The organism is Vibrio sp. HENC-03, assembly GCF_000305755.2.
In the GTDB taxonomy this organism is placed as follows: Bacteria; Pseudomonadota; Gammaproteobacteria; order Enterobacterales; family Vibrionaceae; genus Vibrio; species Vibrio owensii.
The window spans coordinates 134,475-160,733 of sequence record NZ_JH976125.1 but is presented as its reverse complement, the minus strand read 5'-3'; the positions used below and the strand labels follow the sequence as shown (position 1 = coordinate 160,733).

General features: G+C 45.4%; 23 protein-coding genes. 14 read left to right on the top strand and 9 right to left on the bottom strand.

Going from position 1 to position 26,259, the window contains the following annotated elements:
• Positions 1 to 165: 165 nt before the first annotated feature.
• Together VCHENC03_RS07790 and eamB are read right to left on the bottom strand one after the other, a co-directional pair.
• Complete coding sequence (locus VCHENC03_RS07790; protein WP_009706960.1) at positions 166 to 1,947, bottom strand: hypothetical protein; 1,782 nt, start codon at positions 1,945 to 1,947, stop codon at positions 166 to 168.
• A gap of 280 nt (positions 1,948 to 2,227) precedes the next feature.
• A complete protein-coding gene (gene eamB / locus VCHENC03_RS07795; RefSeq protein ID WP_009706959.1) occupies positions 2,228 to 2,812 on the bottom strand; it encodes a cysteine/O-acetylserine transporter in 585 nt (194 codons plus the stop codon).
• Positions 2,813 to 2,924: 112 nt separating this feature from the next.
• Between eamB and VCHENC03_RS07800 the strand changes: the two genes are divergently transcribed.
• The 3 genes from VCHENC03_RS07800 to VCHENC03_RS07810 all read left to right on the top strand — a co-directional run bounded on the left by VCHENC03_RS07800 (position 2,925) and on the right by VCHENC03_RS07810 (position 6,088).
• On the top strand, positions 2,925 to 3,800 hold the full coding sequence (locus VCHENC03_RS07800) for a LysR family transcriptional regulator (RefSeq protein WP_009706958.1): 876 nt from the start codon (positions 2,925 to 2,927) through the stop codon (positions 3,798 to 3,800).
• A gap of 254 nt (positions 3,801 to 4,054) precedes the next feature.
• Complete coding sequence (locus VCHENC03_RS07805) at positions 4,055 to 5,029, top strand: DUF1852 domain-containing protein (protein WP_009706956.1); 975 nt, start codon at positions 4,055 to 4,057, stop codon at positions 5,027 to 5,029.
• 30 nt (positions 5,030 to 5,059) lie between these two features.
• The gene (locus VCHENC03_RS07810) at positions 5,060 to 6,088 is read left to right on the top strand and encodes a methionine synthase (protein ID WP_009706955.1); all 1,029 of its coding nucleotides are present in this window, start codon (positions 5,060 to 5,062) and stop codon (positions 6,086 to 6,088) included.
• 413 nt (positions 6,089 to 6,501) lie between these two features.
• Here VCHENC03_RS07810 and VCHENC03_RS07815 read toward each other — a convergent pair whose 3' ends face one another.
• Positions 6,502 to 7,521, bottom strand: coding sequence for a DUF2955 domain-containing protein (locus VCHENC03_RS07815; protein WP_009706954.1), 1,020 nt, complete (start codon positions 7,519 to 7,521; stop codon positions 6,502 to 6,504).
• Between the two features lie 9 nt (positions 7,522 to 7,530).
• Positions 7,531 to 8,595: an HlyD family secretion protein gene (locus VCHENC03_RS07820; protein ID WP_009706953.1), complete on the bottom strand. Its 1,065-nt coding sequence runs from the start codon at positions 8,593 to 8,595 to the stop codon at positions 7,531 to 7,533.
• Positions 8,596 to 8,709: 114 nt separating this feature from the next.
• Between VCHENC03_RS07820 and VCHENC03_RS07825 the strand changes: the two genes are divergently transcribed.
• From VCHENC03_RS07825 to VCHENC03_RS07840, 4 genes are all read left to right on the top strand, one after another.
• Positions 8,710 to 9,570, top strand: coding sequence for a LysR family transcriptional regulator (locus VCHENC03_RS07825; RefSeq protein ID WP_009706952.1), 861 nt, complete (start codon positions 8,710 to 8,712; stop codon positions 9,568 to 9,570).
• A gap of 118 nt (positions 9,571 to 9,688) precedes the next feature.
• Complete coding sequence (locus VCHENC03_RS07830) at positions 9,689 to 10,231, top strand: hydrolase (protein WP_005435018.1); 543 nt, start codon at positions 9,689 to 9,691, stop codon at positions 10,229 to 10,231.
• Positions 10,232 to 10,282: 51 nt separating this feature from the next.
• Positions 10,283 to 10,759: a GNAT family N-acetyltransferase gene (locus VCHENC03_RS07835; RefSeq protein WP_009706951.1), complete on the top strand. Its 477-nt coding sequence runs from the start codon at positions 10,283 to 10,285 to the stop codon at positions 10,757 to 10,759.
• An 82-nt stretch (positions 10,760 to 10,841) separates the two neighbouring features.
• On the top strand, positions 10,842 to 11,336 hold the full coding sequence (locus VCHENC03_RS07840; RefSeq protein WP_009706950.1) for a GNAT family N-acetyltransferase: 495 nt from the start codon (positions 10,842 to 10,844) through the stop codon (positions 11,334 to 11,336).
• 79 nt (positions 11,337 to 11,415) lie between these two features.
• On the opposite strand, the gene VCHENC03_RS07845 is transcribed toward VCHENC03_RS07840, so the two are convergent.
• The 3 genes from VCHENC03_RS07845 to VCHENC03_RS07855 all read right to left on the bottom strand — a co-directional run bounded on the left by VCHENC03_RS07845 (position 11,416) and on the right by VCHENC03_RS07855 (position 15,571).
• Positions 11,416 to 12,867, bottom strand: coding sequence for a hypothetical protein (locus VCHENC03_RS07845; protein WP_009706949.1), 1,452 nt, complete (start codon positions 12,865 to 12,867; stop codon positions 11,416 to 11,418).
• Positions 12,868 to 12,960: 93 nt separating this feature from the next.
• On the bottom strand, positions 12,961 to 14,313 hold the full coding sequence (locus VCHENC03_RS07850) for a LysM peptidoglycan-binding domain-containing protein (protein ID WP_009706948.1): 1,353 nt from the start codon (positions 14,311 to 14,313) through the stop codon (positions 12,961 to 12,963).
• 361 nt (positions 14,314 to 14,674) lie between these two features.
• Positions 14,675 to 15,571, bottom strand: coding sequence for a 1-aminocyclopropane-1-carboxylate deaminase/D-cysteine desulfhydrase (locus VCHENC03_RS07855; RefSeq protein ID WP_009706947.1), 897 nt, complete (start codon positions 15,569 to 15,571; stop codon positions 14,675 to 14,677).
• A gap of 222 nt (positions 15,572 to 15,793) precedes the next feature.
• Between VCHENC03_RS07855 and VCHENC03_RS07860 the strand changes: the two genes are divergently transcribed.
• Positions 15,794 to 17,032, top strand: a complete 1,239-nt coding sequence (locus VCHENC03_RS07860) for a leucine-rich repeat-containing protein kinase family protein (RefSeq protein WP_009706946.1) — start codon at positions 15,794 to 15,796, stop codon at positions 17,030 to 17,032.
• A 96-nt stretch (positions 17,033 to 17,128) separates the two neighbouring features.
• Here the strand turns inward: VCHENC03_RS07860 and VCHENC03_RS07865 are convergent, their stop codons facing one another.
• The gene (locus VCHENC03_RS07865) at positions 17,129 to 18,427 is read right to left on the bottom strand and encodes a sensor histidine kinase (RefSeq protein ID WP_009706945.1); all 1,299 of its coding nucleotides are present in this window, start codon (positions 18,425 to 18,427) and stop codon (positions 17,129 to 17,131) included.
• Positions 18,424 to 19,101 (bottom strand): response regulator transcription factor, encoded by a 678-nt coding sequence (locus VCHENC03_RS07870; RefSeq protein WP_005389368.1) that lies wholly within the window; start codon positions 19,099 to 19,101, stop codon positions 18,424 to 18,426. The genes VCHENC03_RS07865 and VCHENC03_RS07870 overlap by 4 nt, the downstream gene beginning before the upstream one ends.
• A 152-nt stretch (positions 19,102 to 19,253) precedes the next feature.
• Here VCHENC03_RS07870 and VCHENC03_RS07875 point away from each other — a divergent pair, with 152 nt between their 5' ends.
• The 6 genes from VCHENC03_RS07875 (at position 19,254) to VCHENC03_RS07900 (ending at position 26,227) form a co-directional block, all read left to right on the top strand.
• Positions 19,254 to 20,294 (top strand): glycosyltransferase family 2 protein, encoded by a 1,041-nt coding sequence (locus VCHENC03_RS07875; protein WP_009706944.1) that lies wholly within the window; start codon positions 19,254 to 19,256, stop codon positions 20,292 to 20,294.
• Between the two features lie 2 nt (positions 20,295 to 20,296).
• A complete protein-coding gene (locus tag VCHENC03_RS07880) occupies positions 20,297 to 21,703 on the top strand; it encodes an ArnT family glycosyltransferase (RefSeq protein WP_009706943.1) in 1,407 nt (468 codons plus the stop codon).
• A 4-nt stretch (positions 21,704 to 21,707) separates the two neighbouring features.
• Positions 21,708 to 22,112: a GtrA family protein gene (locus VCHENC03_RS07885; protein WP_009706942.1), complete on the top strand. Its 405-nt coding sequence runs from the start codon at positions 21,708 to 21,710 to the stop codon at positions 22,110 to 22,112.
• Between the two features lie 389 nt (positions 22,113 to 22,501).
• Complete coding sequence (locus VCHENC03_RS07890) at positions 22,502 to 24,598, top strand: methyl-accepting chemotaxis protein (protein ID WP_032802906.1); 2,097 nt, start codon at positions 22,502 to 22,504, stop codon at positions 24,596 to 24,598.
• Positions 24,599 to 25,150: 552 nt separating this feature from the next.
• Positions 25,151 to 25,819: a helix-turn-helix transcriptional regulator gene (locus VCHENC03_RS07895; protein WP_005434997.1), complete on the top strand. Its 669-nt coding sequence runs from the start codon at positions 25,151 to 25,153 to the stop codon at positions 25,817 to 25,819.
• Between the two features lie 24 nt (positions 25,820 to 25,843).
• Positions 25,844 to 26,227, top strand: coding sequence for a RidA family protein (locus tag VCHENC03_RS07900; protein ID WP_005434996.1), 384 nt, complete (start codon positions 25,844 to 25,846; stop codon positions 26,225 to 26,227).
• Positions 26,228 to 26,259 lie beyond the last annotated feature (32 nt).

Sequence of the window (26,259 nt, the reverse complement as noted above, 5' to 3'; positions counted from 1 at the left end):
ATTGTAATTTGATCTAAGCAACTAAATGACTATTGATGTCACAAGTTATACGCCTTATGGAAAAAGAGCCAAACGAACTGTCTCTCTGAACCTGTAAGGCTCATTTACAACTTCAATGTTATAAATTCCAATGGATATTCGATTTATAAGATCTGTATGTAGTTGCTACACTTTTTTGTTGCTAACTGTGACAATGTTTGGGCGAAGGTAGTGCTCACATAAGCCAGTGCTAATATTTTCTGGCCAAGTGTCAGGGACATTAGCTTCATGTCTAATTAATCTCATGTTGCCTAGTATTACCTTTCTTATTTTAGGCTCTTTTTCATTAGGTTGAAAATAAATTACGGCAGGAATAATATAAAGTTGAACATTTTCATTTTGATTGAAATATCCTTTTTGTGGTTTGTTTTTTCCTCTCGAATAATAATCTAATACTCTTAAGTTTGTTGCTGTTATTGAGTAATCATTCTTTCCTGTCTCTGTCGATATAGATGCAAACGAACATTCAGGGTATTGAACAAGCTCCAATAAATTTTTTGCACCAACTTGTCCAGAGCTTGCCCAACTATTTTTACCTTCAGGTGGTGAAGGTAAAATAGTGTTGTCTAAGACCAAAATTTCAAAATTGTTAACTTCAAATATTTCATTCATATCAACTCTACTCGACATCTTCGCCCTGATTCTTTTTAGAGTCGAGTTCCAAGTTGCATTTGTGTGAATATACCTAAAGGTAAAGTCTGGGTTCAAAGACTTAAGTCGGTCAATATCGCTGCCTTGAGTCGAGCCTTTTACTGTTTCGGTGAAGCAACGATCATTTCTTATTTCTGCGTCGTAATCATAATTACTATATTCCTTCATGATTGCCCACATTATGACAAGGTGATCATCTTCAGATAAAGGGATTTTAGAAGAAAAGTGTTCATTTAGTTTTCGACATTCCCCCCTTATTTTATTGAGATCATCTTTGCCTTCTAAACTGCCTAATGAAGTTGGCGTAACTCCGATTGCACCACTATCTAATTGTTCTGAAATAGAACTATTGTTGCCTGTGTATGACGTCACAAGTGATAAAAGGGTAAAGGGGTCATTTGGATAAACTACTCTACTTGTTGTGAAGTCCCACTGTCCTATGACTGACTTTTGGTATTCTAGTTCTATAGCGATCTTTGCGTTATTTAAACTAGGAGATAATTTACTTATATCTAATTCAAACTTATCATAATAATTATCAAAGTTTCTTTGAGGAAGAGTTACAGTTGATGTAGTGGAGTTTGATGTTGTAAATCCGGCAGAAATAGCAAGATCAAAACTTTCAGCAATATCTTTTAACCCTTGATTAGTCCACGCTGATACTACAGGTATTGAAGAGGTAGCACCAAAAGAAGACTTGTTGACTAGTTCTAAGATTTTACTGAGGGTGTTAACTTGAGTACTTTCCTTGGAGTAAATTGAGTACTCTATATCAAAGGCAACGGACATATCTGAACGGAAAAACTCGGTTATCCTAGTTGAATTAAACCAACTTACACACCTAGTCCCCTCATTCCCATCTGGTTCATACTTTCCTATGAAAAGTATTGGTATATCTTTTCTTATCTCTTTTCCTTTAGCTCGAATTGTACTTGTAATCAGGAATTCATTATCTTCTGTTACGCCTGAAAAGTTTTTAAAACCTTTCCAAAGCCCGTTAACTGCTTCATTACAAACCCCTACACCTGTCGGTATGCTTTGCCCTTTTACCTTCAACGAAACATAGTGGTTAGCTGTTTTTAAATCATACTTACCAAAGTTTCTCGATGTTTCAGTGTAACTAGTGTTTTGTAGTTGATCTAACGTTAATGCCGGTGTTTCTGAACGAAGGTCATCACCAGCATCGTTCATCTTACAGCCGATTAAAATTAAACATAGAGTCAGAGATAGAATAATTCTAAAATTATACCCAGCCATAGGTTTGCCTAAAATTATATCCGTAATGAATGTGTGGAATTTTAGTCAACAGAGTGTTTTTTGCACAACCTGACGACGCTATATTCGTTATGTATCATATTTATTGTGATTTTGATCGCAAAAAACTGTTCTTATTACATTCTTTAACGACGTGATTCTTGGCGAAAAAATTGATCTATTGTCAATGCTATGCATGCAAAATCGTGGGTAAAAAGACGGGTTGCATGGTATTTAAGGCAATGATAATTGTTTTAAGTAATGCTCTTACTTGCTCTCAAACTCAAACAAACAACTGCACCGCGCAGTAAAGTAACGTCGCCGCTAAAGTCATATTGATCGCTTTACCATATTTCTGAAATTGCGATTGAAGCAGTTTGCCGGCGATTGCCCAGATCAAGTTGCTCGCCAATGCGATAAATGCGAGCACTAGGCTGGTGGTTAAGATCCAGTAGATGTTTTGTGTGTAAGGCAGCACGAATGTCGAGATGGATGTTACGCCGTACAGAATGATTTTCACGTTCACGAACTGCAAACCAAACCCCGTTAAGAAAGTGATGCCCTCAGAATCTTCTGATGTAGTTTTGATATCACTTGTCGCGATTCCCCAAGCTAACCAAATGATATAAGCCGCACCCACCCACGTGAGCCAAGGTGTAATCACAGGAAGCAGGCTGACCATGTGATAAGTGAAAACGCCACACAACAGCATCAAAACAATATAGCCGCAGAACATCCCAGAAATGACTTTGGTAGAACGCTTTAGCCCGTGTTGTGTTGCAACACTGAGCGACAAAATGTTGTTGGGACCCGGCGTGATCGAAGTAATGATGACGTAGGTGAAAAATGCGGTGTAGATGGCACTCATCTCTATCTCTCCTGTTTTTTGTGCACTATACTTCGCGTTAATCAATTAAAAAATTGAATATATTTAAACTAAGAGTTTTAACTTTTCGAACTATTCAGTTAGGAGTTTGGTCATGAATCTAAAGCGTTTCCTTACGTTTAAAACCATTGTTGAGGAAGGCTCGTTTCTTAAAGCATCGCAAAAGCTTTATTGCACTCAGTCGACAGTGACCTTTCAGATCAAACAGTTAGAACAAGATCTCTCATTGCAATTGTTTGAAAAGATCGGCCGAAAAATGGTGCTGACGCAGGCAGGAGAAAAGATCCTTCCGTACGTTTATGAGCTCGCACGAGTGATGGAAAACATTGAAGGCACGGCACAGCAGGAAAGTTCTGAGCCGACAGGAGAGTTGAAGGTTTTAATCGCAGAAACTCAGCTCGCTTATAAAATGGCCAATGTTTTGAAGGAATTCAGAATACGAGCGCCGAAGGTCAGGCTCTCTCTGCAATCACAAAACTGCTACAAGATTCGTGATGAATTGATTGCTGATAAAGCCGATTTGGGTGTGTTTTATCGTGTCGGTAATGATGATTCACTCAAGGTGCATGAGTTTGAACAAGAGCCGTTAGTCCTTGTTGCTTCGCCGCTTTTAACTGGATTGGATTTACAGAAAAGGGATCAACACATTGATTTGGGGTTCATCAGCAATGGTCCTAAGTGCCTTTTCCGTCAGACTTTTGAGAGCATCATCCAAGAGCGCAACATCAGCATCGATAACATGATTGAGCTGAGCAGCATTAACACCATCAAAAACTGTGTAGAGAGTAATATCGGTATCTCGTATCTGCCTCGTTTCACTGTTGAAAAAGAACTGCAAGAGGGCAGTCTGCAAGAGCTCGCATTTACCGACGCACCACAAATGATCAAACCACTGTGTGGCTACCATGCCGGAAAGTGTGTCACGCCTGCAATGGAGGTCTTTATCGACTGTATGCGTAACGCGCACTAGACAGTTTTTTCCTCAAACCATGAAATTCCTTCATGTTCAACGTGAAGTATTACCAATGTTATTCAAGTAACGAAGCAAGTATAAAAAACAGACTGCTCTGGTGTTAGGCACTGTGACAGCTGTTTTTGAACTGAATTTTCGAAGTAAACGCTGCACACACTGACGATTGGGAAAATCAAAAAACACAACCATCCCCAAGAACAGAGTTAGGAATCAGTCAGCGTTTATCTAAGGAAATAGGATACCAACTCACCATGAATAACGATTTCAACTTTGCTATTAAGAGCATCCGTTTTGATGAGAACTACCAACCATCAGACAGCACGCGCATCACGACCAACTTTGCCAACCTAGCTCGTGGTGACAGCCGCCAGAATAACCTTCGCAATGCACTGCGTATGATCGACAATCGTTTTAATGCCTTGGCGCATTGGGATAACCCAAATGGCGATCGTTACAGTGTCGAGTTGGAAATCATCTCTGTGGATATGGATATCCAAGGCAGTGGCGAAGCGTTCCCATCCATTGAAGTGCTTAAAACCAACATTATTGACCGCAAAACCAATGAACGCATCGAAGGCATTGTGGGTAACAACTTCTCTTCTTATGTGCGCGATTACGACTTTAGCGTTCTGCTGTTAGACCACAACAAAGACCAGCCTCAATTTAGCATTCCTGCTGATTTTGGTGAGTTGCACGGCAAACTGTTTAAAGCGTTCGTGAAGTCGGAATCGTACCAACAACATTTCCAAAAGCCGCCAGTGATTTGTTTGAGTGTGTCGGACAACAAGGTTTACCGCCGTACTGACAACCAGCATCCAGTGTTGGGTTTTGAATACCAGCCAAACGAATCGTCATTGACCGAACAGTACTTCAAAAAGATGGGCTTACAGGTGCGCTACTTTATGCCGCCAAACAGTGTCGCTCCGTTAGCGTTCTACTTCTTCGGTGACTTGTTGAATGACTACTCGAATCTAGAGCTTATCAGCACCATCAGTACCATGGAGACGTTCCAAAAGATTTATCGCCCAGAGATTTACAACGCGAACGCGGTAGCCGGCCAGTGTTACCAACCGAACTTGAAGAATCTCGATCACTCGTTAACCCAAATCGTTTATGACCGCGAAGAGCGCAGCCAGCTTGCGAAAGAGCAAGGGAAGTTTGCTGAGAAGCACTTCATTAAGCCTTATCAAGCCATCCTTGAGCAATGGTCTGCAAATTACGCGTAATCGAAAACGAGAATCTAGAAGGGAATGACGATGAAAACACTATTACCGACTTCAACGGCGGGCAGCTTACCTAAGCCTTCTTGGCTGGCTCAACCAGAGACGCTTTGGTCACCGTGGAAATTACAAGGCGACGAGTTGATTGATGGCAAACGCGATGCGCTGCGTGTCTCTTTACAAGAGCAAGAACTGGCAGGGGTCGATATTGTCAGTGACGGTGAACAAACTCGCCAACACTTTGTGACGACCTTTATTGAACACCTAAACGGCGTAGACTTTGAGAACCGCAAAACCGTAACCATTCGTAATCGCTATGACGCGAGTGTACCGACGGTTGTTGGCCCAGTAAGCCGAACCAAACCTGTGTTTGTGGAAGATGCGAAGTTCTTGCGTCAGCAAACCAAACAACCGATCAAGTGGGCGCTACCGGGGCCAATGACGATGATCGACACATTGTATGATGATCACTACGGCAGCCGTGGAAAACTGGCTTGGGAATTCGCAAAGATCCTTAACCAAGAGGCGAAAGAACTTGAAGCGGCAGGCGTCGATATTATCCAATTTGATGAGCCTGCATTTAACGTCTTCTTTGATGATGTGAACGACTGGGGCATTGCTTGCTTAGAACGAGCCATTGAAGGACTAAAGTGCGAAACCGCAGTACATATCTGTTATGGCTACGGCATCAAAGCCAACACGGATTGGAAGAAGACGCTGGGCACTGAGTGGCGACAATACGAAGAGGTGTTCCCGAAGCTACAAAAGTCCAATATCGATATTATCTCACTTGAGTGTCATAACTCGCGTGTGCCTATCGAGCTACTAGAACTGATTCGCGGCAAGAAGGTGATGGTTGGTGCAATTGATGTGGCAACCAACGAGATTGAAACACCAGAAGAGGTTGCAGAAACACTGCGCGAAGCGCTTAAGTACGTCGATGCCGACAAACTTTACCCATGCACAAACTGCGGCATGGCGCCTCTATCTCGTGAAGTTTCAACGGCAAAGCTTAATGCACTCAGCGCAGGCGCTGAGATCATTCGAAAAGAGTTGGCTGACTAATATCAAAACTTAGGTTCGACGCAATAAACTCAAGTTAGGGTCATTCCCTAGAACGAAGATGAGCGAGTAGGGAACCCCATTTCACACTCATGCTCTAAACGTAGTCATTCTGAAAAACGAGGGACGAGTGTAATTCAGAATCTACTAACCAAGTGCTGTTGAACCACAGTGTTATCTCAATTCTACAGCTTGTTGAAACCAGATTCCTAGTCGCGCTTAGGCTTGCTGGAATGACCCTGTAGAGGACGTATTTGTTGTTGATGACCACGAACTCAGACATCGTCACTCCCCACAGAGAAGATGAACGATGATTACACACGAACGCTCTAAACGCCGTCCCTCGTTGTTCACGTTGACCGTTTCTAAATAAAAATGCCGCTCACAGTAAAGTGAGCGGCATAGTTCGTTTCCCGTCAATTCAATTCCACATTCTTCATCTCAGGATGCTTCAATAACATCACGCGAATCCAGTGGTGTACCACCCACATCACCATTGTGGTCAGCAGTACTGCAACGAATATCGAACTGAATCGGTACAAGATGGAGAAGAACGCGTCTTTCTGCTCAGGCACTAATGATGTGGTCAGCGGAACAGACAGGGCAGACATCGCCGAGAACGCAATGGCGGCTTTGACTTGGCCTTTCGTTAGCCACAAACAGAATGGTCCCATAGCGATGGTAAACGCCAGCCAGAACAACAACCCATGACCAAACCAACTGCCCAAGATTAACTGCACCGCCATACCCGCAATACAACCCAGCGCGGTACCGATGATACGGATTTTTGCCATGGCCATTGAGCCTGCCAGTGTCATTGGCGTTAGGATGATGAGGATCGACGCTTGTGCCGAAAGCGAGTCGTACAAATCACCAATTTGGAACACCAAAAACGCCGCCATCGCCACCACCCAACCCATAGCAACTTGGCTGATGTAGTCGATGTCGCTTTTTACTGGCGTAGTCATTTCTGTTTGTAAGATCTTCGATTCCGGCTCTGGAAATAGCCAATAGGCGAGGGCACAGACGAAGATATTGCTGAACGAAATCACCCAAAGGTTGACGTTGAACTCTTCAATATCCATGAAGTCGTAGCTCGCAAAGTTCAGTACGATCGAGCCTACCAACAATCCCATGTAACCAAACAAGTAGGTTTTTGGGTTCATCATCGCGATGCATTTAAACAGCATCATAATGCCCACTGCCGCGAACATCAGAGTAGGATGGAACTGCAAGTATTCGAGAATAAAGGTGGCTTGAACCGTGGTCCAAACCGCCGAGAACAGCACCATCAAGACGAGTGGCAGACTGAAGTGGTCCATGCGGCCGAGCACGAACAGTGGCAGCATGACGGCAAAGAAACCGTAAGACCAACCAAAGATCATGCTCAACGCCAAACCCATTGAGCAGCCGAACCAAATGCGTAAGGTTTTCATCGCAGCCGCCTAGTAGATAAAGTGGAACCAGCTAGCAAGGTAGATTTGAACTTGTGCCATCATTGCCCAGAACGGACTGTTATCTGGGTAAAGAACGATGGTGGCACGAGAACCAACGAACAGAGAGGAAGGCAAGGCTTCTTCGCTGGTAAGGTTCACGCGAGTTCGCTGCGCATCACGTACCCAACGGTTGTTCACTTCAACTTTGGTCAGTGCGCCGTTTGGAGTTTGTTGTGCGGCTGCGACACCGTAATCTCGGCTCGATAATTCGAAGTCGTACACAGAACCTGGATTTGCATCGAATGCCACCATTGCGTGGTAATCTTTGCTTACTCCTGCCACAGACTTCTCACGGAAATCCGCTGCTACCCACATTGAGCCTGTTGGGACAAACGTGAGCAATGGCATGTTGGTGTTTGCCATAGTGCCGACTTCCAATTGTAGGTTCGTTACCACGCCATCACTCGGAGCTAGGACTGCGGTGTTGGTTAGGTCTAGCTGTGCCTTCTCAATGCCGTTTTTCGCGATTCGGACTGCTGTGCTTTGGCCTTTTTTGTCACCAAGTTGTGCTTCAATCACTTTCAAGTTTTGTTGTTCTGCTTTGAGTGCCGCTCGTGATACTTGGTTTTGTGCGAAAGCATTGTCCAACGTGGATTGAGAAATCACTTTCTGTTTTGACAGCTTTTGCAAACGTGAATATTCACGGTGTGCGTTATTGTAGGTCGCTTCTGCTCGTGCAATGTTCGCCAATGCAGCTTCACGTTGTGAGTAAAGGGTGGCTTCTTTTTCGTAAGCCGATTGCAGTGACAACTCCGCTTGCTCTAGGGCAATTTTGTATTTTCGGTCATCGATTTTGAATAGCACATCGCCTTTGTGTACTGACTGGTTGTTGTCGATAAGCACGTCGGTTACTTTGCCAGAGACCTCTGGCGCGACTTGCACCACATAACCTTGAACTCGCCCTTCGGTGGTGATTGGCGCGTGACGGTCAGCAATGATGATGTAGAAAAAGAGTACAATGAACAGGACAATAAGTGTTCGCATCCAGTGTTTGAATTTATGATCCGCTGTCATAAGAGATACCTGAATTTATGGCGCTAACAAGCAAATAAGACAGGCGATTATAGAGAAGTTGGTCACAGTTCAGTAGAATGACATTAAGTGCATGAATGACCTAAAAGTAGGACAATGAACGTAAGTTTTGATGATCTTCACCTGTTTAGCCAAACCGTTGTACACGGAGGCATCAGTGCTGCCGCAGACGCTAACCAATTACAGCGCTCCAAAGTGAGCCGCAGACTACAGGAGTTGGAAAAAGCGCTAGGCTGCCAATTGCTGATTAGAACCACGCGAACCATTGAGTTGACCGAGCACGGCAAGCGTTTATTTGAGCTGGTGGGGCAACCGATTGAGCACATTCAGCAAGGTTTGAATGTGATGCACGAATATCAACAAGAACTGACGGGCAAAGTGCGCGTCGCGATTCCGTCTGCATTGATGAGCTCTGCCGCGTTTAACTGGATCATTAACGAATACACCACGCGTTACCCTGAGATGTCGGTGGAGATTGAAAACCACCAAGAGAGTGTCGATCTCAAGCGTCAGGCATTTGATCTTCAGCTTCTTCCTAGCGTGGCGAAAGTGTCGGATGACAGTTATGTTCAGTTCAGCCTGTTGCCTTATCGCAGCCATTTTGTGGCGTCTAAAGCCTACCTAGAGGCGCATCCACCATTAAAAACCATGGAAGATTTAAAGCACCATCGTTTGCTCACCAACCGTTACAACGCGGACTTACTCGACGCTGAATTGCATGTGGCATTGAAATCAGACGATTTGAATTTGCTTCGCTCTATGGCTATCGCAGGCAACGGCATTGCGTTTATCCCTCAAGTGCATTCCAAGCCCGCATTGGAAGACGGCATGCTGGTGGAAGTCCTGCCAGAGTTTACGCATCCTAAGCAGCACTTGACTCTGATTTATCCATCCAATCTATTTTTGCCGAACAAGGTAAAAGTGCTGATTGAACTGTTTCGAGAACGATTCAAATAGCGTGAGCGGACAATAACTTTGCGAATTTGCCCATCTGATTATCCTGCGCTTCTGGTACATTCGTTTTATTCAAAGGCTTGAGCAGAGTGATATTTGAGCCCACTCATAGGAGATGAGAATGTTATCGAAAAACACCACCGGACTGATTGTTGTCGATGTGCAAGGTAAGTTGGCAACGCTCATGCACGAAAGCGAAGCACTGATTGAAAGCACCACCAAGTTAGTCAAAGGCGCAAAAGCACTCAACTTGCCGATAGTGTGGTTGGAGCAAAACCCAGATCGCTTGGGACCAACGGTTGAGCCGATTCGTGAAGTGCTCGCGAAAGATCACTTACCCATCGCTAAGTACACCTTTGATGGTTGCAAAGAACCGACATTCAAACTCGCGGTAGAAAATGCCAAAGTCGACACTTGGCTAGTTTGTGGTATCGAAGCGCACATTTGTGTGTATCAAACCGCGGTGTCGCTACGTCAAATGGGTTACCGAGTGGAATTGGTGACCGATTGTGTCTCTTCCCGAACGCCAGCGAACAAAGCGTTAGCGCTTGCAAAACTGACCGCGAATGGCGTTGGTCTAACGGGCGTCGAAATGTGTTTGTATGAAATGGTAGAAGATTGCCGAGCACCAGAGTTTAAAGAGATCTTAGGGCTCATTAAATAGCACAACCGCAGTCGTAGACAATTGTTACGGTGAAACATGGCAGAGGCAAAGATGGAACTGAGAGCATTTGAAAAGGAAGATTACGAGGCACTCATCCGCTGGATTGATTCAAACAAATTGAACTACCAGTGGGGAGGCCCAAACTTTCATTTCCCTTTGGATGATGAACAAATCAGTGCTCATTGCTCCAAACCTGAAGTCTTCCCGTTTATCCTAATTTGCGACGGAAAGAAGGCGGGGTATGTTGAGCTGTTCAAAGTCTCAGATTCACACTTTCGTATTTGTCGCGTGTTCATCGCCAACGCGTTTCGAGGGCAAGGAATTTCAAAGGTCATGCTCACGCAGCTCATCGAACTGTCTCAAACTCAGCACCGTGCTCAAGTCTTGTCGTTGGCGGTGTTTGAGCGTAATACTGTCGCGAAGAATTGCTATGAATCGCTTGGTTTCAAAGTGACTTCTCATGAATCAGGAACCCGTTGTTTTGATAACGAGGTTTGGGATCTTTTACTTATGGAAAAGCGACTGTAGAAAAGGTTTAAAGCTGGAGAAAGGGCATTGGAGCTTCGCTCCTCGCTCACTTTGGGTATGTGTTAGGGATTAAGGATGACGAATGGAAATTAGAGAAGTTAAAGACACGGATTCAGCTCAAATTGTTGAAATATATAATTACTATGTGGAGTCCACGTCGATTTCTTTTGAGGAAGAACCGATTTCCGTCGAGGTGATGCAGCAACGAATAGAAGAAGTGCTGAGTTTAGGCTTACCTTGGTTGGTGGCCGAGGTCGGCGGCCAAGTATTGGGGTACGCTTATGCCAATCGATGGAAGCCGCGCTCTGCGTATCGCTTTACCGTAGAACCTTCTATCTACGTGAAGCAGGGCATCACCAGCAAAGGCATTGGCAGCACTTTGTATTCACACTTGCTCGATAACCTGAAAGAGAAACAGATTAAGAACGTGATTGGTGTGATTACGTTGCCTAACGAATCGAGTATCCGATTGCATGAGAGACTGGGTTTCAAGAAGGTAGGGGAGTTTCCTAATATCGGGCTCAAGTTCGGCGAGAAGAAGTCTGTCGGGTATTGGCAGTTGGAATTGAATGCGTAACCTCGGACTTTAAACTCTCTCCCTTGGTAACCTGATTTTTTAAACAGTTGACCAAGGGAAATCGGCCTCTCGTGCTGACTTAGGCATCCCTGTTCTTATTCGATGAACGCTTACTAGAGGACAGCGCCGCTTGTGTTTCTTCCAGCCCTTCCGCTTCATATTGATAGCCCGAGTTCATGCTCATGTCTTTGTACTTCACCAGCATCTTTTCAATGATCAGAGATTGAATGCGAAGAGCATCTTTCCCAAGCTTTGCGGCAATAAATTCACTGAGTGTTTTCACCGTCACTTTGTGCTTTTGCGCGTTTGATTCGGTTCCGGTTTTGACTTCAATCACCATGTTCTGCTCTTTCTGAGCAATTTGAGTCAGATGTGCTGTGAACCGCTCGTTGTAAACCTGAGATGTTGGGCTTAAACGGAGTTTGTTGATTCTTGGGTACTGACTTGCCAATTCATCCTTAAGTTTTTGGTGCAGTTTTAAGTCTTTTAGAGCAATCGACTTTTGCTGGTTGATGCTATTGAAGAACTTCATATCGTTAGACACATCAATGTCTTCGGAAGAAGAGATAAACGCAGGGTCAAACAACACATTGCGGTTGAGCATGGTGAACTGCTCGATTGGTCGGCCCTTTACTGCGCCCTCGTTGAGCAACCCTTTCGGCGCTTTTGAGCCTTTTTCGTAGGTGTCTCCACTTGTCACACCAAGTGAGATGTACAGGGTGGTGTCATCTTTTACTTCCGATGTGGCTTCTTCCGCTGCGGAAATAAGATCCATTTCAGACATCAACACATTGCAGTCCATCATGGTGACTTTTTTGAGTTGTTTGAGTTTACAAAAATCGACAACAGCCTTTCTTGTTGCACCAAAACCAACGGTGCCAGATTCGAACGCCCATCCAACCAAACCTATGCCAGCTGCTTGAAGTAGTGTCCCCATTTGCTCGTGATATAAGTTCAGTTCGCTTTGGTGCACAAACAAGTACACGGGTCTGTCGCTGCCTTCTGTGTACCAATACAACTCTTCCAGTTTCTCTTTGATCTTAAACTCTTTCGGCATACCGACAGAGGGAACAATCAAAGCAGTGCCCGTGGTGGATTGAGGCTCTATTCTTACTTCAAAACGAGAAGCGCTTGGTGACGTTGAATGTTGGCTTTGTTGTCGAGTTTGCACCGGACTTGGATCGTGGATTTGTCGGCGGTAGTAAACACGCTCCAGTTCGCGATAGTTATTCAAAACCTGATCGACGCTGACAGGCTCATACTTGAGCGCACCTGTGTTGTCGTTAACCACGTAGCGGTAGTTAAAGCGTATTAGCGCTTCAGCGGCTTGGTCTGCGATAGTGAGGTTGTTCTCTTCAACGTGGTTTTGCCAATCTCGTTGAAACGCTTCCCACTTGTCGGCGTTTTCTTTTGTCTGATCCTCGCGCGAGCGCTTAGTTGCTGAACCTCCTTGTGAGGAGTTGGAGGCATCATTCTTTCTTTTTTTCGCTTGGCTTGAGGTAGCCGCCGAAGTGTTCGTTTCACCGTACATGCGTGTGTTCACTTATTTTGAATATGAGTGATGAGGGAGGTTCTCCCTCAAGTGGCATCTTGATTTGCCTTGTCGATCAGCAAGTCTTGCAAACTAGACTGAAGACAGGCTGGTTATGTGCGTCAACTGTATGTCGTCTTCGACGAAAGAAACGGCCACTCGTAATACGCGGCTTTCAATTTTTTGCACATTCAATACCGGCGTGTTTTGCGACAATCCCGAGTGATTAAATATATTGATCACTGAAGAGGGCTGCGTTAAGTCCGAATATTCCCCCCACACATCGCGTTTCGTGTACTCTCCCCAAACATCTCCAAGTGGATAGGCTTGGCCAACCGCAAAGGTCTCTTGAGGACATATTTGTTCAGCATTGGTCGCTTTTTGTGGTTGCTGAGCCGCACTGACATTCAACACATCACCAACTTTGAGTGCGATCGGATCGCTTTCATAGCTTGGATTAAGCTTGAGCAATGCTTTTGCAGACAACCCATATTGAGGCGCAATATCCGTCCATAGTTCCGGTGTTCCATCGTCGTTGGTACTGACTTTATGGGTCTTCGCTTTGCTTGTTTCGTTGTTCGATTGTGTCGCTGTATTTTCTCTTGGTAGCAAAGACTGCTTCACAATCGCTTTAAGGGCAGCAATATCAATGAGCGTAGCATTTTGCTCCAACCAAGTTGGGTTAATCTCGGCAAGCTCATCGTTGGTGAGCTTCTCTTGGCGGTAGAAAATGTGCTGGGGTGCGGCTTTCTTACCCTCGATTGCGACCGGTACCAGTACGGTGTTGAATGTTTTGGAGCTGGCCAGTATTTCTGTAATGCCATGCACGTTGGAAGTGGTCATTTGCCAAGAAAACTTGTCGTTACCAAGAATGGCCATTTCATGCATTAACTTTCCATCATGGAAATAATAGTAAAAGCCTTGCGCTGCCCATCCCAGTAGACCTTTGGTCTCGACGGCAGGAATAAAAGGAATGAATTCAGCATTGGTATATTCACTGCCGAGCGGTTTTGGCGTGACAGTGTATTTTTGTTGTAAGCCGACGTCTTGAAAAAGTTCGTGTAAAAGGGTTTTGTCTTCGGCTTCGAAACATTCTGCTGATAATACAGTACAGGGCGACGGTTGGGTTTTCTCTAATTTTCCCCAGCGTTTAATAAGCGGTTCTTTTGCCGTTTTCGCCAGAGAAAAAACTCCCGGTCGAAGAGTATTTAAATCGTCTTTTGGCGCATGGATTTTAATTCGGCATTCAAATTCCGCCTCAGCCTGAGATTGATAGTCGTGGACTGACGAGCTGTAGCTTGCTGGCGCACTGTTCTGTGAACTGGATTGATTAGTTGTGTTCGAATGACGGCTAGCAGCTGAGTGTTTGTTTGACGTAGTTGGTGTGGATTCGATAAGTGGCGAGTAGCCAGCTCCCCTCACACGTGTTGATGTTGGACGCTTCATTAATATCGCCTCTTGGATTTAATTGGTGATAGCTTAGCGGCAAATAAAAGAACGCACTATAGACAAAACAACCAATTCTTTTTGCTTAGTTACTAAATCTATAGTCAGAACGAAAGTCACGCAGGGTAAGGTATTTAGTGATAATAATGTTTATTAAAGCGAGGGGGTGGTGCAATAAATAATATTAATGCGAAGGGTGGGTAGATATATTAATGGTATATTTTAGGAAAGCGTGAAGCGCTAATTACTGGTTATTAATGACAAAAGCTTAATAACCGGCAGTTAAGAGCTGATAGTTAATAACCGATAGCCAATCATAACCATTAACCAGCGTCGTGATCTATTGGAAGAACCAATAAGCTTACTCAAACTCTCTTTGGTATCTCGGCAACATGGATTCATTGCCAAGCAACCCGCCTTGATGGATGTAAATCAACGTCTTATCTTCATTTTCTGCCAACCATGGCTGTAAGCATTGCCACATGTAAGGGTCATACAGCAGATCGAATTCTAGGTTGGTTTGATCGTAGAGTGCATTCCACGTCTCGTAATCGCTTTGATATAAACGACCGAAATGGTGCTTATCGCGTACCGACAAAATGGTTGGGTGATTGTCTGATTCTAGCGTGTTGAATTGTTCAGTGAGGTACTGGGTATCACCGACACAAGCACAGGTAACAACCTCGATTCCGTGTGGTTTTAAATGTTTGCTCAAGTACAGCGCGGTGGTTCCGGTTCCTGATGGTAGTGCTACAACAAACTGCTTCTTGCCTTCAAGGCGAGTCCAATCAAGCAGCTCACGCGCTAATTGCTTTACTCCTGCTTCGGCAATTTTCGCTTTACCGCCTTCTGGGACCACCAAGGTCGTGTCGTCCAAGCCACGAACCTGTTCGATGTATTCGGTTGGATGCAAAGTAGATTCGATGTCCTGCATCGCCGTGATACTCATACCCAAATCAAGCGCTCCACGATAGTTGCCGATAGGGGAGTCTTTAAGCCAAGACGGAATGTGTTGAACGTAGAACTCGAAATTCCAGCCTTTGATTTGCGCCAGAGCGGCAAGCGAATACATCGCGTTGGATTGAGCAGAGCCATAACTGATGAGGGTTTTGATGTCGCTGTTCTGCGTTTCCATCAACGCCATAAACTTACGTGCTTTGTTCCCAGAAAAGTGAGAATGCAGCATGTCATCACGCTTAAGGAAAAAGGTATGACCGTTGAAGTTGTGTTGAGTTATCGGGCTTTCAGAGAGTTTCATGCTACTGCTGACGTGTCCAACCACGCGACCTTGCCGTTAAAAAGGGCGCGTAGTGTAACGCCATTAAACCCAGATAAAAAGTCTGGGTTTCAGTACATCCATTTCGGTTATTCCTGATGTTTTGGCCGCTTTGGTTTCAGGGGATTCCATCCATGACTCGCCTTTCTGTCTCAAGCCAAGTAGACTACGCCGCTTATTTCAACTCAATCAGAAGGCTTGGTTTTGCAAACTCTAGAACAATTAAAAACAGGACAATTAATAGGAACGAAACAACTGAAGTTGGCGGAAGGGCTAACAGAGTTTCCTATGGAAATTTTAGAGCTTGCAGAAACGCTAGAAGTGTTAGATTTATCTGGCAATGCACTGTCAGATTTACCACCAGAACTGGAACAGCTGACCAAGCTAAAAATCATCTTTGCTTCCAACAACCAGTTCATCCATTTGCCAGAGGTATTGGGCAAACTGCCAAACCTTGAAATGGTTGGGTTTAAAACCAACAAGATTAAAGTGGTGAGTGAAGCCTCACTACCAACTCAGTTACGTTGGTTGATTCTGACGGATAACGAGATTGAAGTTCTCCCAAACAGTATGGGTGAAAGACCGCGCCTAAGAAAGCTTGCATTGGCGGGCAATCGCATCAAGCAACTGCCAAACAGCATGGAAAACTTGGTCAATTTAGAATTGATTCGTTTATCTGCGAACCAGTTAGAGCACTTCCCGGATGTGTTGATGAAGCTGCCTAAATTGGCATGGTTTGCTTTCGCAGGTAACCCATTCTGCAAACACCCATCTTCGTTAGACAGTGTGCCGAAAGTGACGACAAACAGTTACTCGCTTAATCATGTTCTTGGCCAAGGTGCGAGTGGCGTGATTTCTCATGCTAACTGGATTGACACTCAATACGACTTCCCGAACGAAGTGGCGGTGAAAGTGTTCAAGGGCGAAGTGACCAGCGACGGCTACCCACATGATGAACTTGAAGCATGTTTGCAAGCCGGGCATCACAACAACTTGGTGAAATCCATCGCGCAAGTGGATGACGGCAATGAGCTTGCTTTGGTGATGGAGCTTATCCCAAACAGCTACTACAACTTAGGTTTGCCGCCAACGCTGGAAACGTGCACCCGAGATACATTCCCACAAGGGTTTACGCTGACGGTCGAGCAAGTGAATTCCATTGTGGAGCAGATGGTGGACGTGTTTAATCACCTGCACGACAACAAGGTGTGCCATGGCGATTTGTATGCGCACAATACTTTGGTGAATGAGCAAGGTGAGATGATCTTCGGCGACTTTGGCGCGGCAAGCATTTACGGTTACTTATCTGACGAGCAGCAAGCGGCAATCCGAACCATTGAATCCAGAGCGTTGAAGTACTTTATCGAAGATATGTTTTCTGTATGTGAAGCGTCGGAATCGGCATCGCAAGCATTCAATCGACTAGCAGCACTTGCAGCATAAGATTTCATTCAATCGAAATTAGAAAGAGGTATCTAATTGCTTGTTTTGAGACTGAGCAAAGTAGATACCTCTCAATTGGATTAGGCGCTGCGGAATTTACTCTGCGCAAGCCTCTTGATGCTCTGACGCAAGATCAATTACTGCCTCACAACCACCCTCTGGATGTGTACCAATCTTAAATTGCCAGCCATAGCGTTGGCACAAATCGTCCACAATCATCAAACCTAATCCGTGCCCATCAGAATGTGGAATGGTTGAAAAGCCTTCACCTTCATCGCGCACCGAGATGGTGTTTTCATCCATATTGATATGAATTGATCCCGATGGTGTCGCGGCGATGCCGTTGCGAATCAGGTTGCCAAGAATAATGGTCAACACGGCATTGGTTGCGCGCGTTCTTGGGTTGCCGTCGATCTGTACATCAAAGCTGAGTGCTTTCTCATCCGCCTGAGCTTGGCTTTGGAAGATGATTTGGTTGAGTTCTTCTTCGGTGATGCTGCGTACTGGTGAGTCATCTGCATTACGCTCGTAACGCACTAAGCCGAGTAGGGCATCCACCATAGTCGACATTTGCTGCGTTGCATCCTGAATTCGGTTCACTTGGCGGGTCTGGAAATCCGTGTTCGCACTTCTCGCCAGTAAGCTGCTTGAGCCTTTCATCACGGTTAACGGTGTACGCAGTTCATGGCTTGCGTATCGTGCAAAGGCTTGCTCACGCTTGATGACTTGGTTGATTTTGTGGCGGTACTCATTCAACTCATCCGCAAGGGTTTGGAACTCTTTGGCCGAGCCCTCGGGCACACTAAAGGTCTGCGTGGCATCGCCTTGGTGGTGATCGAGTTGAGTTTTAAGCGCATTGACGGGTTCAATCAAGCGCTGTGATAAACGCAGCAGCAGGCTACCAAACAGAAACACCAGCACGGCGACAATGGACAGTACCATAGCGACGACGAGAATGAATTCCTCTGAGGTGATCTCGATTTCATCAATCAAGGAAACCAGAATCACAGGATGTTCAACGCCTTTGTAGGTGTAAGTACTCATGTAAACCATGCGCGAGTATTCACCGTCTTCTACTTCATCAAGAAAGTGCTTTTGACCAATCAGGTATTTTTGGTAGCGCTCGGCAACCAAGGAGATGTCGTTGTATGCGGTAGTGAGCAGGTCAAGCTGAATACTGCCTTGCTCTGGATGAGACTGGAAATGTTCAATCGCTTCTTTTTTGTCGACCATAATACGACGCTCGCCCACGCGGTCTTCAGACCAAAGCAGGGAGCCAGTAATCAACAAAAAGCAGAAGATGCCAATCACGACCGACACAAAAGAGAAAAACAGAGCGAGTCGCCCTGTCATACTTTGTGTGCTTTGCGTGCTAGCAAGTAAGCGATTGATCATGCACCAGTCTCCAAGCGGAAGCCAACTTTCGGTACGGTGATAAGCACATGTTGTTCAAATGGCTTATCAAGTTGGTTGCGAAGTTGGTAAATGTGGCTGCGCAGAACGTCGTTGTTCGGCTCGTTCTCTTGCCATAGTTGGAAGGCGATTTCTTCACGTGTTACTACGTCCGGCGCGCTTTTCACAAGCATTTCCAGAATGGTGTAAGTGGTTGGGTTTAGCGCCAGCAGTTTATCTTGGCGGTAAGCTTTACGCGTTTTTTGGTCGATAGACACTTCACCGTATTCCAACTTGCTCGATGCAACAGTGCCACGGTAACGGCGGATCAGTGCCATCATGCGCGCTTCAAGAATATCCAAGTCGAAAGGTTTGGTCAGATAGTCATCCGCACCGTGTTGGAAGCCTTTGAGCATATCGTCGCGGCTATCGAGTGCAGTGAGCATAAGTACCGGTGTGTTGTTACCCGCGTCGCGAAGTTTATTACACATGGTCAGGCCATCCATGCGTGGCAGCATGAGGTCGAGCAAGATGATGTCGAAGGTGTTTTCCATCGCCAGTTTTAGGCCGAGCTCGCCGTTGTCTGCATAATCGAGTTCCATACCTGCACACTCAAAATAATCAAACAGCATGCCTGCGATTTCTCGATTATCTTCGACTAAAAGTACGCGTTTCATGTATTTCTCTCCAAGTGGGCGGGGTTTCGAAAATAAGACTTCGTCTTAACCGAACATTATTCACTAAGAACGTGAAAAAGATGTCAACAACATCTCTTTCACATTGATGTTTGTAGACTGGATTCATTCATCGGATTTAGTGGAAGAGTAGCATGTCAACCTTCAACATTCACGCTGCAACCTTTTCAAAGGTGAGCCAACACACTGAGCCTAAAACAGTTTTGTCTGTTGTGGTGCCATTCTTTAACGAGCAAGAAGTCTTGCCTGAATTTCATCGTCGTTTAGCCGCCGTTTTGGATGAAATGCCAGAACGCTGCGAAATCGTCTATGTGGACGACGGTAGCAAAGATGACAGCCTAATGATCGCGCAAAACTTTTCTCAATCTTCTAGCGACGTTCGTTGTATTGCATTAAGCCGAAACTTCGGCAAAGAGTCCGCCATGAGTGCGGGGCTGGAACACTGCCAAGGTGAAGCGGTGATCGTGATTGATGCTGACTTGCAAGACCCACCGGAGTTAATCCCGCAAATGGTATCAAAATGGCGTGAAGGGTATGACGTGGTGAACATGCAGCGCAGCGAACGCCACGGTGAAACTTGGTTCAAGCGCTTCTCGGCCGCTTGCTTTTACAAAGTGCTCAATAGCATGGCGAAATTAGATGTGCCTGAGAACGTGGGCGATTTCCGTCTACTGAGCGCAAAAGTGGTTAAACACATCAATGCGCTACCAGAGCGTAACCGATACATGAAAGGCATTTTTTCTTGGCCGGGTTTCAAGCAAGTGACGGTTCAGTTTGAGCGTGACGCTCGTTTCTGTGGTGAGACCAAATGGAACTACCTCAAGCTGATTGGCCTTGCAATGGACGGCATTACCTCGTTTTCTATTCGTCCTTTGCGCTTAGCGACACTTGCCGGTGCGTTAGTGGCGTTCAGTGCCTTTATCTTTGGCGCATTCATTGTGATGAAAACCGTAGTGTTTGGTGAGCCTGTCACTGGCTACCCATCCATGATGGTCGTCCAACTTGCATTGGGTGGTGTGCAACTGCTGTCGATTGGCCTTTTGGGCGAATACATTGGCCGCATTTTTGTCGAGACCAAGCAACGTCCTCTTTATCTTGTTCAGTCTGTTTACGAGCAGCCTGCAAAACATCAATCCATCCAAACCATGAAGTTTAAACTGGGAGAAACCGCGTAATCATGAGTATTAATAAAACCCATTTGTGGTTGTTGTTGGCGTTTGCTCTTTTACTCCGTCTTATTTCACTTGCCGCTTACCCTTTGATGGACACCACAGAAGCCCGCTACGGCGAAATGGCGCGCTTAATGGTGGAAACCGGCAATTGGCTTACCCCACAGTTTGATTACGGCGTGCCTTTTTGGGGGAAGCCACCGCTGTTCACTTGGATGAGTGCTTATGGCATTGAGCTGTTTGGATTGAATGAATTTGCAGTGCGCGCGCCTCATTGGTTGGCGGGTGTTGCGACGATTGTTTTTGTTGCTTTCATGGCGTATCGCGCTGGCTTTAATGCTGTCATCGCAGCGTTGGTACTGGCGACGTGTGGCATCTTTTCAATTGCGGCGGGTGCGGTGATGACAGACATGGCACTGACGTTGGCAATGACGATGGCGATGGTTGGTTTTTACTATTGCTGGCTCGGCAAAGACAAACACAGCCGTTTGTGGGGTTACCTCGGTTTCTTTGGCTTGGCTTGCGGGCTGTTAGCAAAAGGTCCAGTGGCGATCGTGATCATGGGAATCGCAGTGTTTCCTTGGCTTGTGATTCAGCATGGTTTCTTCGGTGCCTTCAAAGCCCTGTGGCAGCGTTTTCCAATTGTATCGGGTTTGGCGCTCATGCTGGCGATTGCTTTACCTTGGTACATCATGGCAGAAATGGCGACGCCTGGATTTATTGATTACTTCATTGTTGGCGAGCACTTTAAGCGTTTTGTTGTCAGCGGTTGGGAAGGGGATCTGTATGGCTCTGCTCATGATCAACCACGTGGGATGATCTGGGTATTCTGGCTGCAATCGGCTGCGCCTTGGTCAATTGTATTGCCTATCTTGGCGTGGAAACGTCGTAAGGTGCTCAAAGCCATTGAAACCGATCATCAAGGCCTATTTAGCTTCCTGATGTGTTGGCTGATTTCCCCAATGATCTTGTTCACCATGGCTGGGAATATTTTGCCTGCTTACGTACTACCGGGTGTGCCTGCATTGGGTATCTTGATTGCAATGCTGGTGGATAAACACGATTTCAAATGGCTGACCGGAACGGCAGCAGTGTTGCCAGCCCTGCTTATGATTGCGATGTTGGTTTTGAATATGGGCAAAGCGGATAGCCGCAGCGACCGCATAATCTTCGCGCAAATTAATGACAACGCTCCGGTCTTTTATATTGGTAAGCGCCCGTTCTCAGGTCAGTTCTATAGTCATGGTCAGGCGAAAAAGCTTGAAGACAAGAATGACTTAAACAATCTGAAGAAATTCCACCTGATTGGTAAATCGCAGCAAGTGGATAGCATGATTCATGAAAATGCGTTGAGTTGTACCAACGAGTTCACAGCAAAATCGAAACGCTCACTCTACACCTGTGTGGTTGGATAGCGGAATGGGCAAATTACCAAAATTTGCTTCGCTGGAAAGGTTTGCTCTAGTAGGTGGTGTCGGCTTTATGGTCGACACCCTTATCTTTTCTGTGTTGTTCCATTGGTTTGGTCTGGAGCTGATGCTGGCTCGTGGGATTGCATTTTTGTTTGCGGCAACCACGACTTGGCTTGGCAATCGCTGGCTGACTTTCTCTCAAGCAGAAAAAACCAACCCTTTCGCTCAATGGCAAAAATTTATGGCGAGTGCCTGTATCAGTGCTTTGCCGAACTTTATTGTGTTCAAAGGCGTAACACTCGCGCTAGGAACGCAAGGAGTGATGGTCTATTTGGCTTTGAGCTTAGGCATATTGGCAGGCATGGTGAGCAATTATTTGCTCAGTGCAAAATGGGTGTTTCGCCAAGGGTAAGTAGGGTGGGTTGTCGAGAGTGACGATAATTCCATTTAAAACAGGGAGATGGATGAAATTTTAGTGTGACCTATGTCACGTATTGAGTAATCTGTCTCTTTCTATCCATGCGCTCTGATATCTCTCTATTTTCATATAAAAACCATTTTATTATTAAGGGTTAAGTTCTATAAATACAAGAGCTTAGGCTTTCTTCTGATGTACTTTATTTATTGTACGGCTCATACTTAGAAAATATAAAACCGCTCTCCGCCGTAACTCTGTTAATAATGCAGATCTTGCTGTTCTCTTTCTGTTCATATTTTGGCGTCTTCTATTCACTTCTGTTGTTTAAAATCCACGAAATTTCAAAAGCTAACGCCAATTTATCATCAGTCATAGAGGCTAATATGTTTAACAGTATACGTACGCGAATTGCAGTGAGTGCGGGTGGAGCAATGGCTTTCACTTTGTTGATTGCAATGGGCATGACCACCAACGCTTTCACGGATGTGAACAAGCAAATTAACGAAAAAGTGAAAGCGCAATTGACCGATGCGACCAACACAGATCTGCAAAATACTGCGATTCAGCAAGGTTTGAATATCGCTAACCAGCTTGATCCTGTTTTGGCAAACCTAAAGCAAGCGCGCTCTATTATTGAGTTAAGCGCAGAACGTAACGCAAGCGCAGACCTTATTGTTAAACAGTTTACTGCCGCGCTAGAGGCTCAGAATAAAGCCGTATTTGCTGGCTACATGGTTTGGCAAGATAAAACATGGCCACAGCAAGTGACGTTCAACGCAGAAGACGGGTTTAACAGCCAAGGTTACCTCGCGCCGTTTTTCTCGCCTAACGATCACGACAGCTTTGATGCGGTCGCCATGGAAAGCTTCAGCAATACAGAACTCAACAGCAATGGTGAGCGCAAAGATGATTGGCACCTTATGCCTTACGAAACGGGCAAGACGTTTGTCATGGAGCCTTACTTCTATCCAGTAAGAGGCAAACAAGAGCTGATCACGACCATCAGCCAACCCATTAAGCAGGATGGCAAAATCATCGGTTCTTTAGGCTTCGATTTGTCGCTGCATGAGCTGCAAAGCCAGAGTGAACGCTTTGCGCATAACCTGTTTGATGGCGAAGGCAAAATCCTTATCACGTCTTGGAAAGGTATTACGCTCGCGAACAGCCGTGCTGCCGATATGGTCGGTAAGAAAGTATCGTCTGAGCTTGCTGCAGAATGGTCAAACATCCAGTCTATTGCGAAACGTGATGGCGCAGGTTTGGTGACTTTTGGTGGTGATGAATACGCGATCACGGCTATCGATACGAGTGATGCTCCGTGGGTAGTCATGGTGTCGGTTCCCAGCAACCACCTTACAAAAAGCGTCGACGACTACCAACAATGGAGTGATGACCAGAATTCAGAAGCGCTTGAAAAAGGTATCTGGGCGGGGATCATCGCTGCTCTTCTAGGCATTGCTGCAATGGCATTTATTGCAAGCTCGCTTGGTAAAGTTCTGAACAACTTGGTTGAACGTTTCAAAGACGCTGCACAAGGTGAGGGTGATCTGACTTACCGTATTGAAGTGAAAGGCAAAGATGAAACCGCGCAACTGGCGCATTGGTTCAACACCTTCCTATCACGGATGCAAGAGATGCTGCTGACTGTGATGGCAACGGCTGACCAAGTCGATAAGAACGCCACAGAAGGCCAAACACGTGCCGCGGCTTCTCGTGACCAATTGAATGCTCAATTAAATGAGGTGAACTCGCTAGCAACCGCCATCAATGAAATGAGTGCCACAGCACAAGAGGTCGCGAACTCAGCAGTTCAAGCGGCAGCGGCAGCAAGCCAAGTACAAAGCAACAGCTTGAACGGTATGACACGCATGGATAACGCCGCAAATGCGGTAGATAGCTTGGCAATGCAAGTGAATGATGCGCAGCAACAAACACAGAACTTGGTCGATTCCAGCACAGCGATTCAAGGCATTCTGAGCGAGATCGGTGGTATTGCAGAACAAACCAATCTGTTGGCTCTTAACGCAGCGATTGAAGCGGCTCGCGCAGGTGAGGCAGGCCGAGGTTTTGCAGTCGTTGCCGATGAAGTTCGTAATCTGGCAAATCGTACTCAAGGTTCAACAGAAGAAATCCGCGCTATGCTGGCTCGACTAGAGCAAGAGACGCAATCTATCGTGGTGTTGATGGAGCAAAGCCAAAAACAAGCCATTGATACCAAGGGCGAGACTCAAGCAGCGCATTTGGCTCTGTCTGAAATCAACCAAGCGATTGAAGTCATCAATGACATGAACAACCAAATCGCTTCGGCAGCAGAGGAGCAAAGTTCAGTATCGGAAGAGATTAACCGTAACGTCGTGATCATCAATGACACGGCGGTAGAGGTGATGGATACGATGACCTCTTCAGTTGAAATCAGTAACGAGTTGACGGTAAAAGCCAGCGATCTTCACGGCGAGCTGAGTAAGTTCAAGCTGTCTTAATCGTCTCTTTTATTGAGTCTCCATTACAAGCCGAGTGCATTATGCGCTCGGCTTTTTTGTTCGTGCCAATAACACTAACCCAAACTATTCAATTCAACTTTTTCTTCTTTCGTTGCGTCTTTTTGAAAATGAATGCGTCTTATAGGCATGGAATGGAATTAAGTGATGTATGCATGGTGATGTTTTATTCATCTAATGCCTTTTTGAGAGAGCTGTAATTGACGTCGATTTTATAAATCAAGTTGCGCTTCAAATTGATTATTACCGTACGAGGTTTTTACTGGATTTTGGAACTTGTTCTAGATCATTAAAGCGTTCAAAAATGCAATCTTTGATTTTAAATATTTAAACTTTGATGTGGTTTAAGAAATTAAACCTGACTCATATGTTTTTGGTGATCTTGTTCAACTATTGTGCGTGATTTCGATCAATTCTTAGTGATTTGTTGGTGTTTTAAGCGCATTTTTTAGGTTTACAGAAGTTTACTCTGTATTGCTGAACTCACCCGAAAGGAGTAGTTTGCAGTCATTGAGTTCAAAAATGTAAACCGAAATGATGAGTGTAAAGCAAGTTCGATTCACCGACGAAGACAGAGAATGTTTAAGCAACTACTTTCGTTTAGCAGACACGATTGCCGATTTGATCGGACCATACTGTGAAGTGGTTATTCATTCATTTGAAAGCCTAGAAAATTCAGTCGTGAAGATCGTGAATGGTCATCATACCGGGCGTGAAATTGGCTCGCCAATCACCGATTTGGGCTTACGTATGTGGAGCACATTCGAGAAAACGGGCGAAGTCTCTCCGAAGAGTTATTTCACCAATGCTGCCGATGGCTCGCTACTGAAATCGACTACGTGCATTTTGGCTGGTCCAGAGCAAAAGCCGATTGGCATGCTGTGCATCAACATGAACTTATCTTTCCCATTCCCAGAAATCGTCAAGACGCTGATGCCACAGTGTCACGTATCGCAAACCTTGGTGAGTGAAACCTTCAGCAATAACGCGAACGACGTGATTAAGCAGGCACTGAGCGCTGCCATGCAAGAGGTGGATCAAGACGAGACGGTTTCCGCAAAAGGTCGTAACAAAGCCATCATTCGTTGTTTGTTTGATAACGGCGTGTTTGAGCTAAAAGAGACGACCACACAAGTATCAGAGCAACTTGGGATCAGCCGTCAGGCGGTCTACAAGTTTATCCGTGAATTTAAATCAGAATAAAACTAATAACTTAGGAGTTATATCGTGAAACAGATCATTGCCACTGAACAAGCACCTGCCGCTATTGGTCCTTACTCTCAAGGGACGTCTTACGGCGACATGGTTTACACATCAGGCCAACTACCACTGGTTCCAGAAACCATGCAGTTTGTTGAAGGCGGCATCAAAGAGCAAGCTCGTCAGTCTCTAGAAAACTTAAAAGCGGTTCTAGAAGCAAGCGGTGCTGGCCTAGACACAGTATTGAAGACGACATGCTTCCTATCAGACATGGAAAACTTCGCCGCATTTAACGAAGTGTACACAGAGGTATTTGGTACAGAAAACGCACCAGCTCGCTCTTGCGTTGAAGCAGCAAGACTACCAAAAGACGCATTGGTTGAAGTTGAAGCCATTGCATACAAAAAGTAACCGATTTTCGGACATAAATGGGTATCAATAGG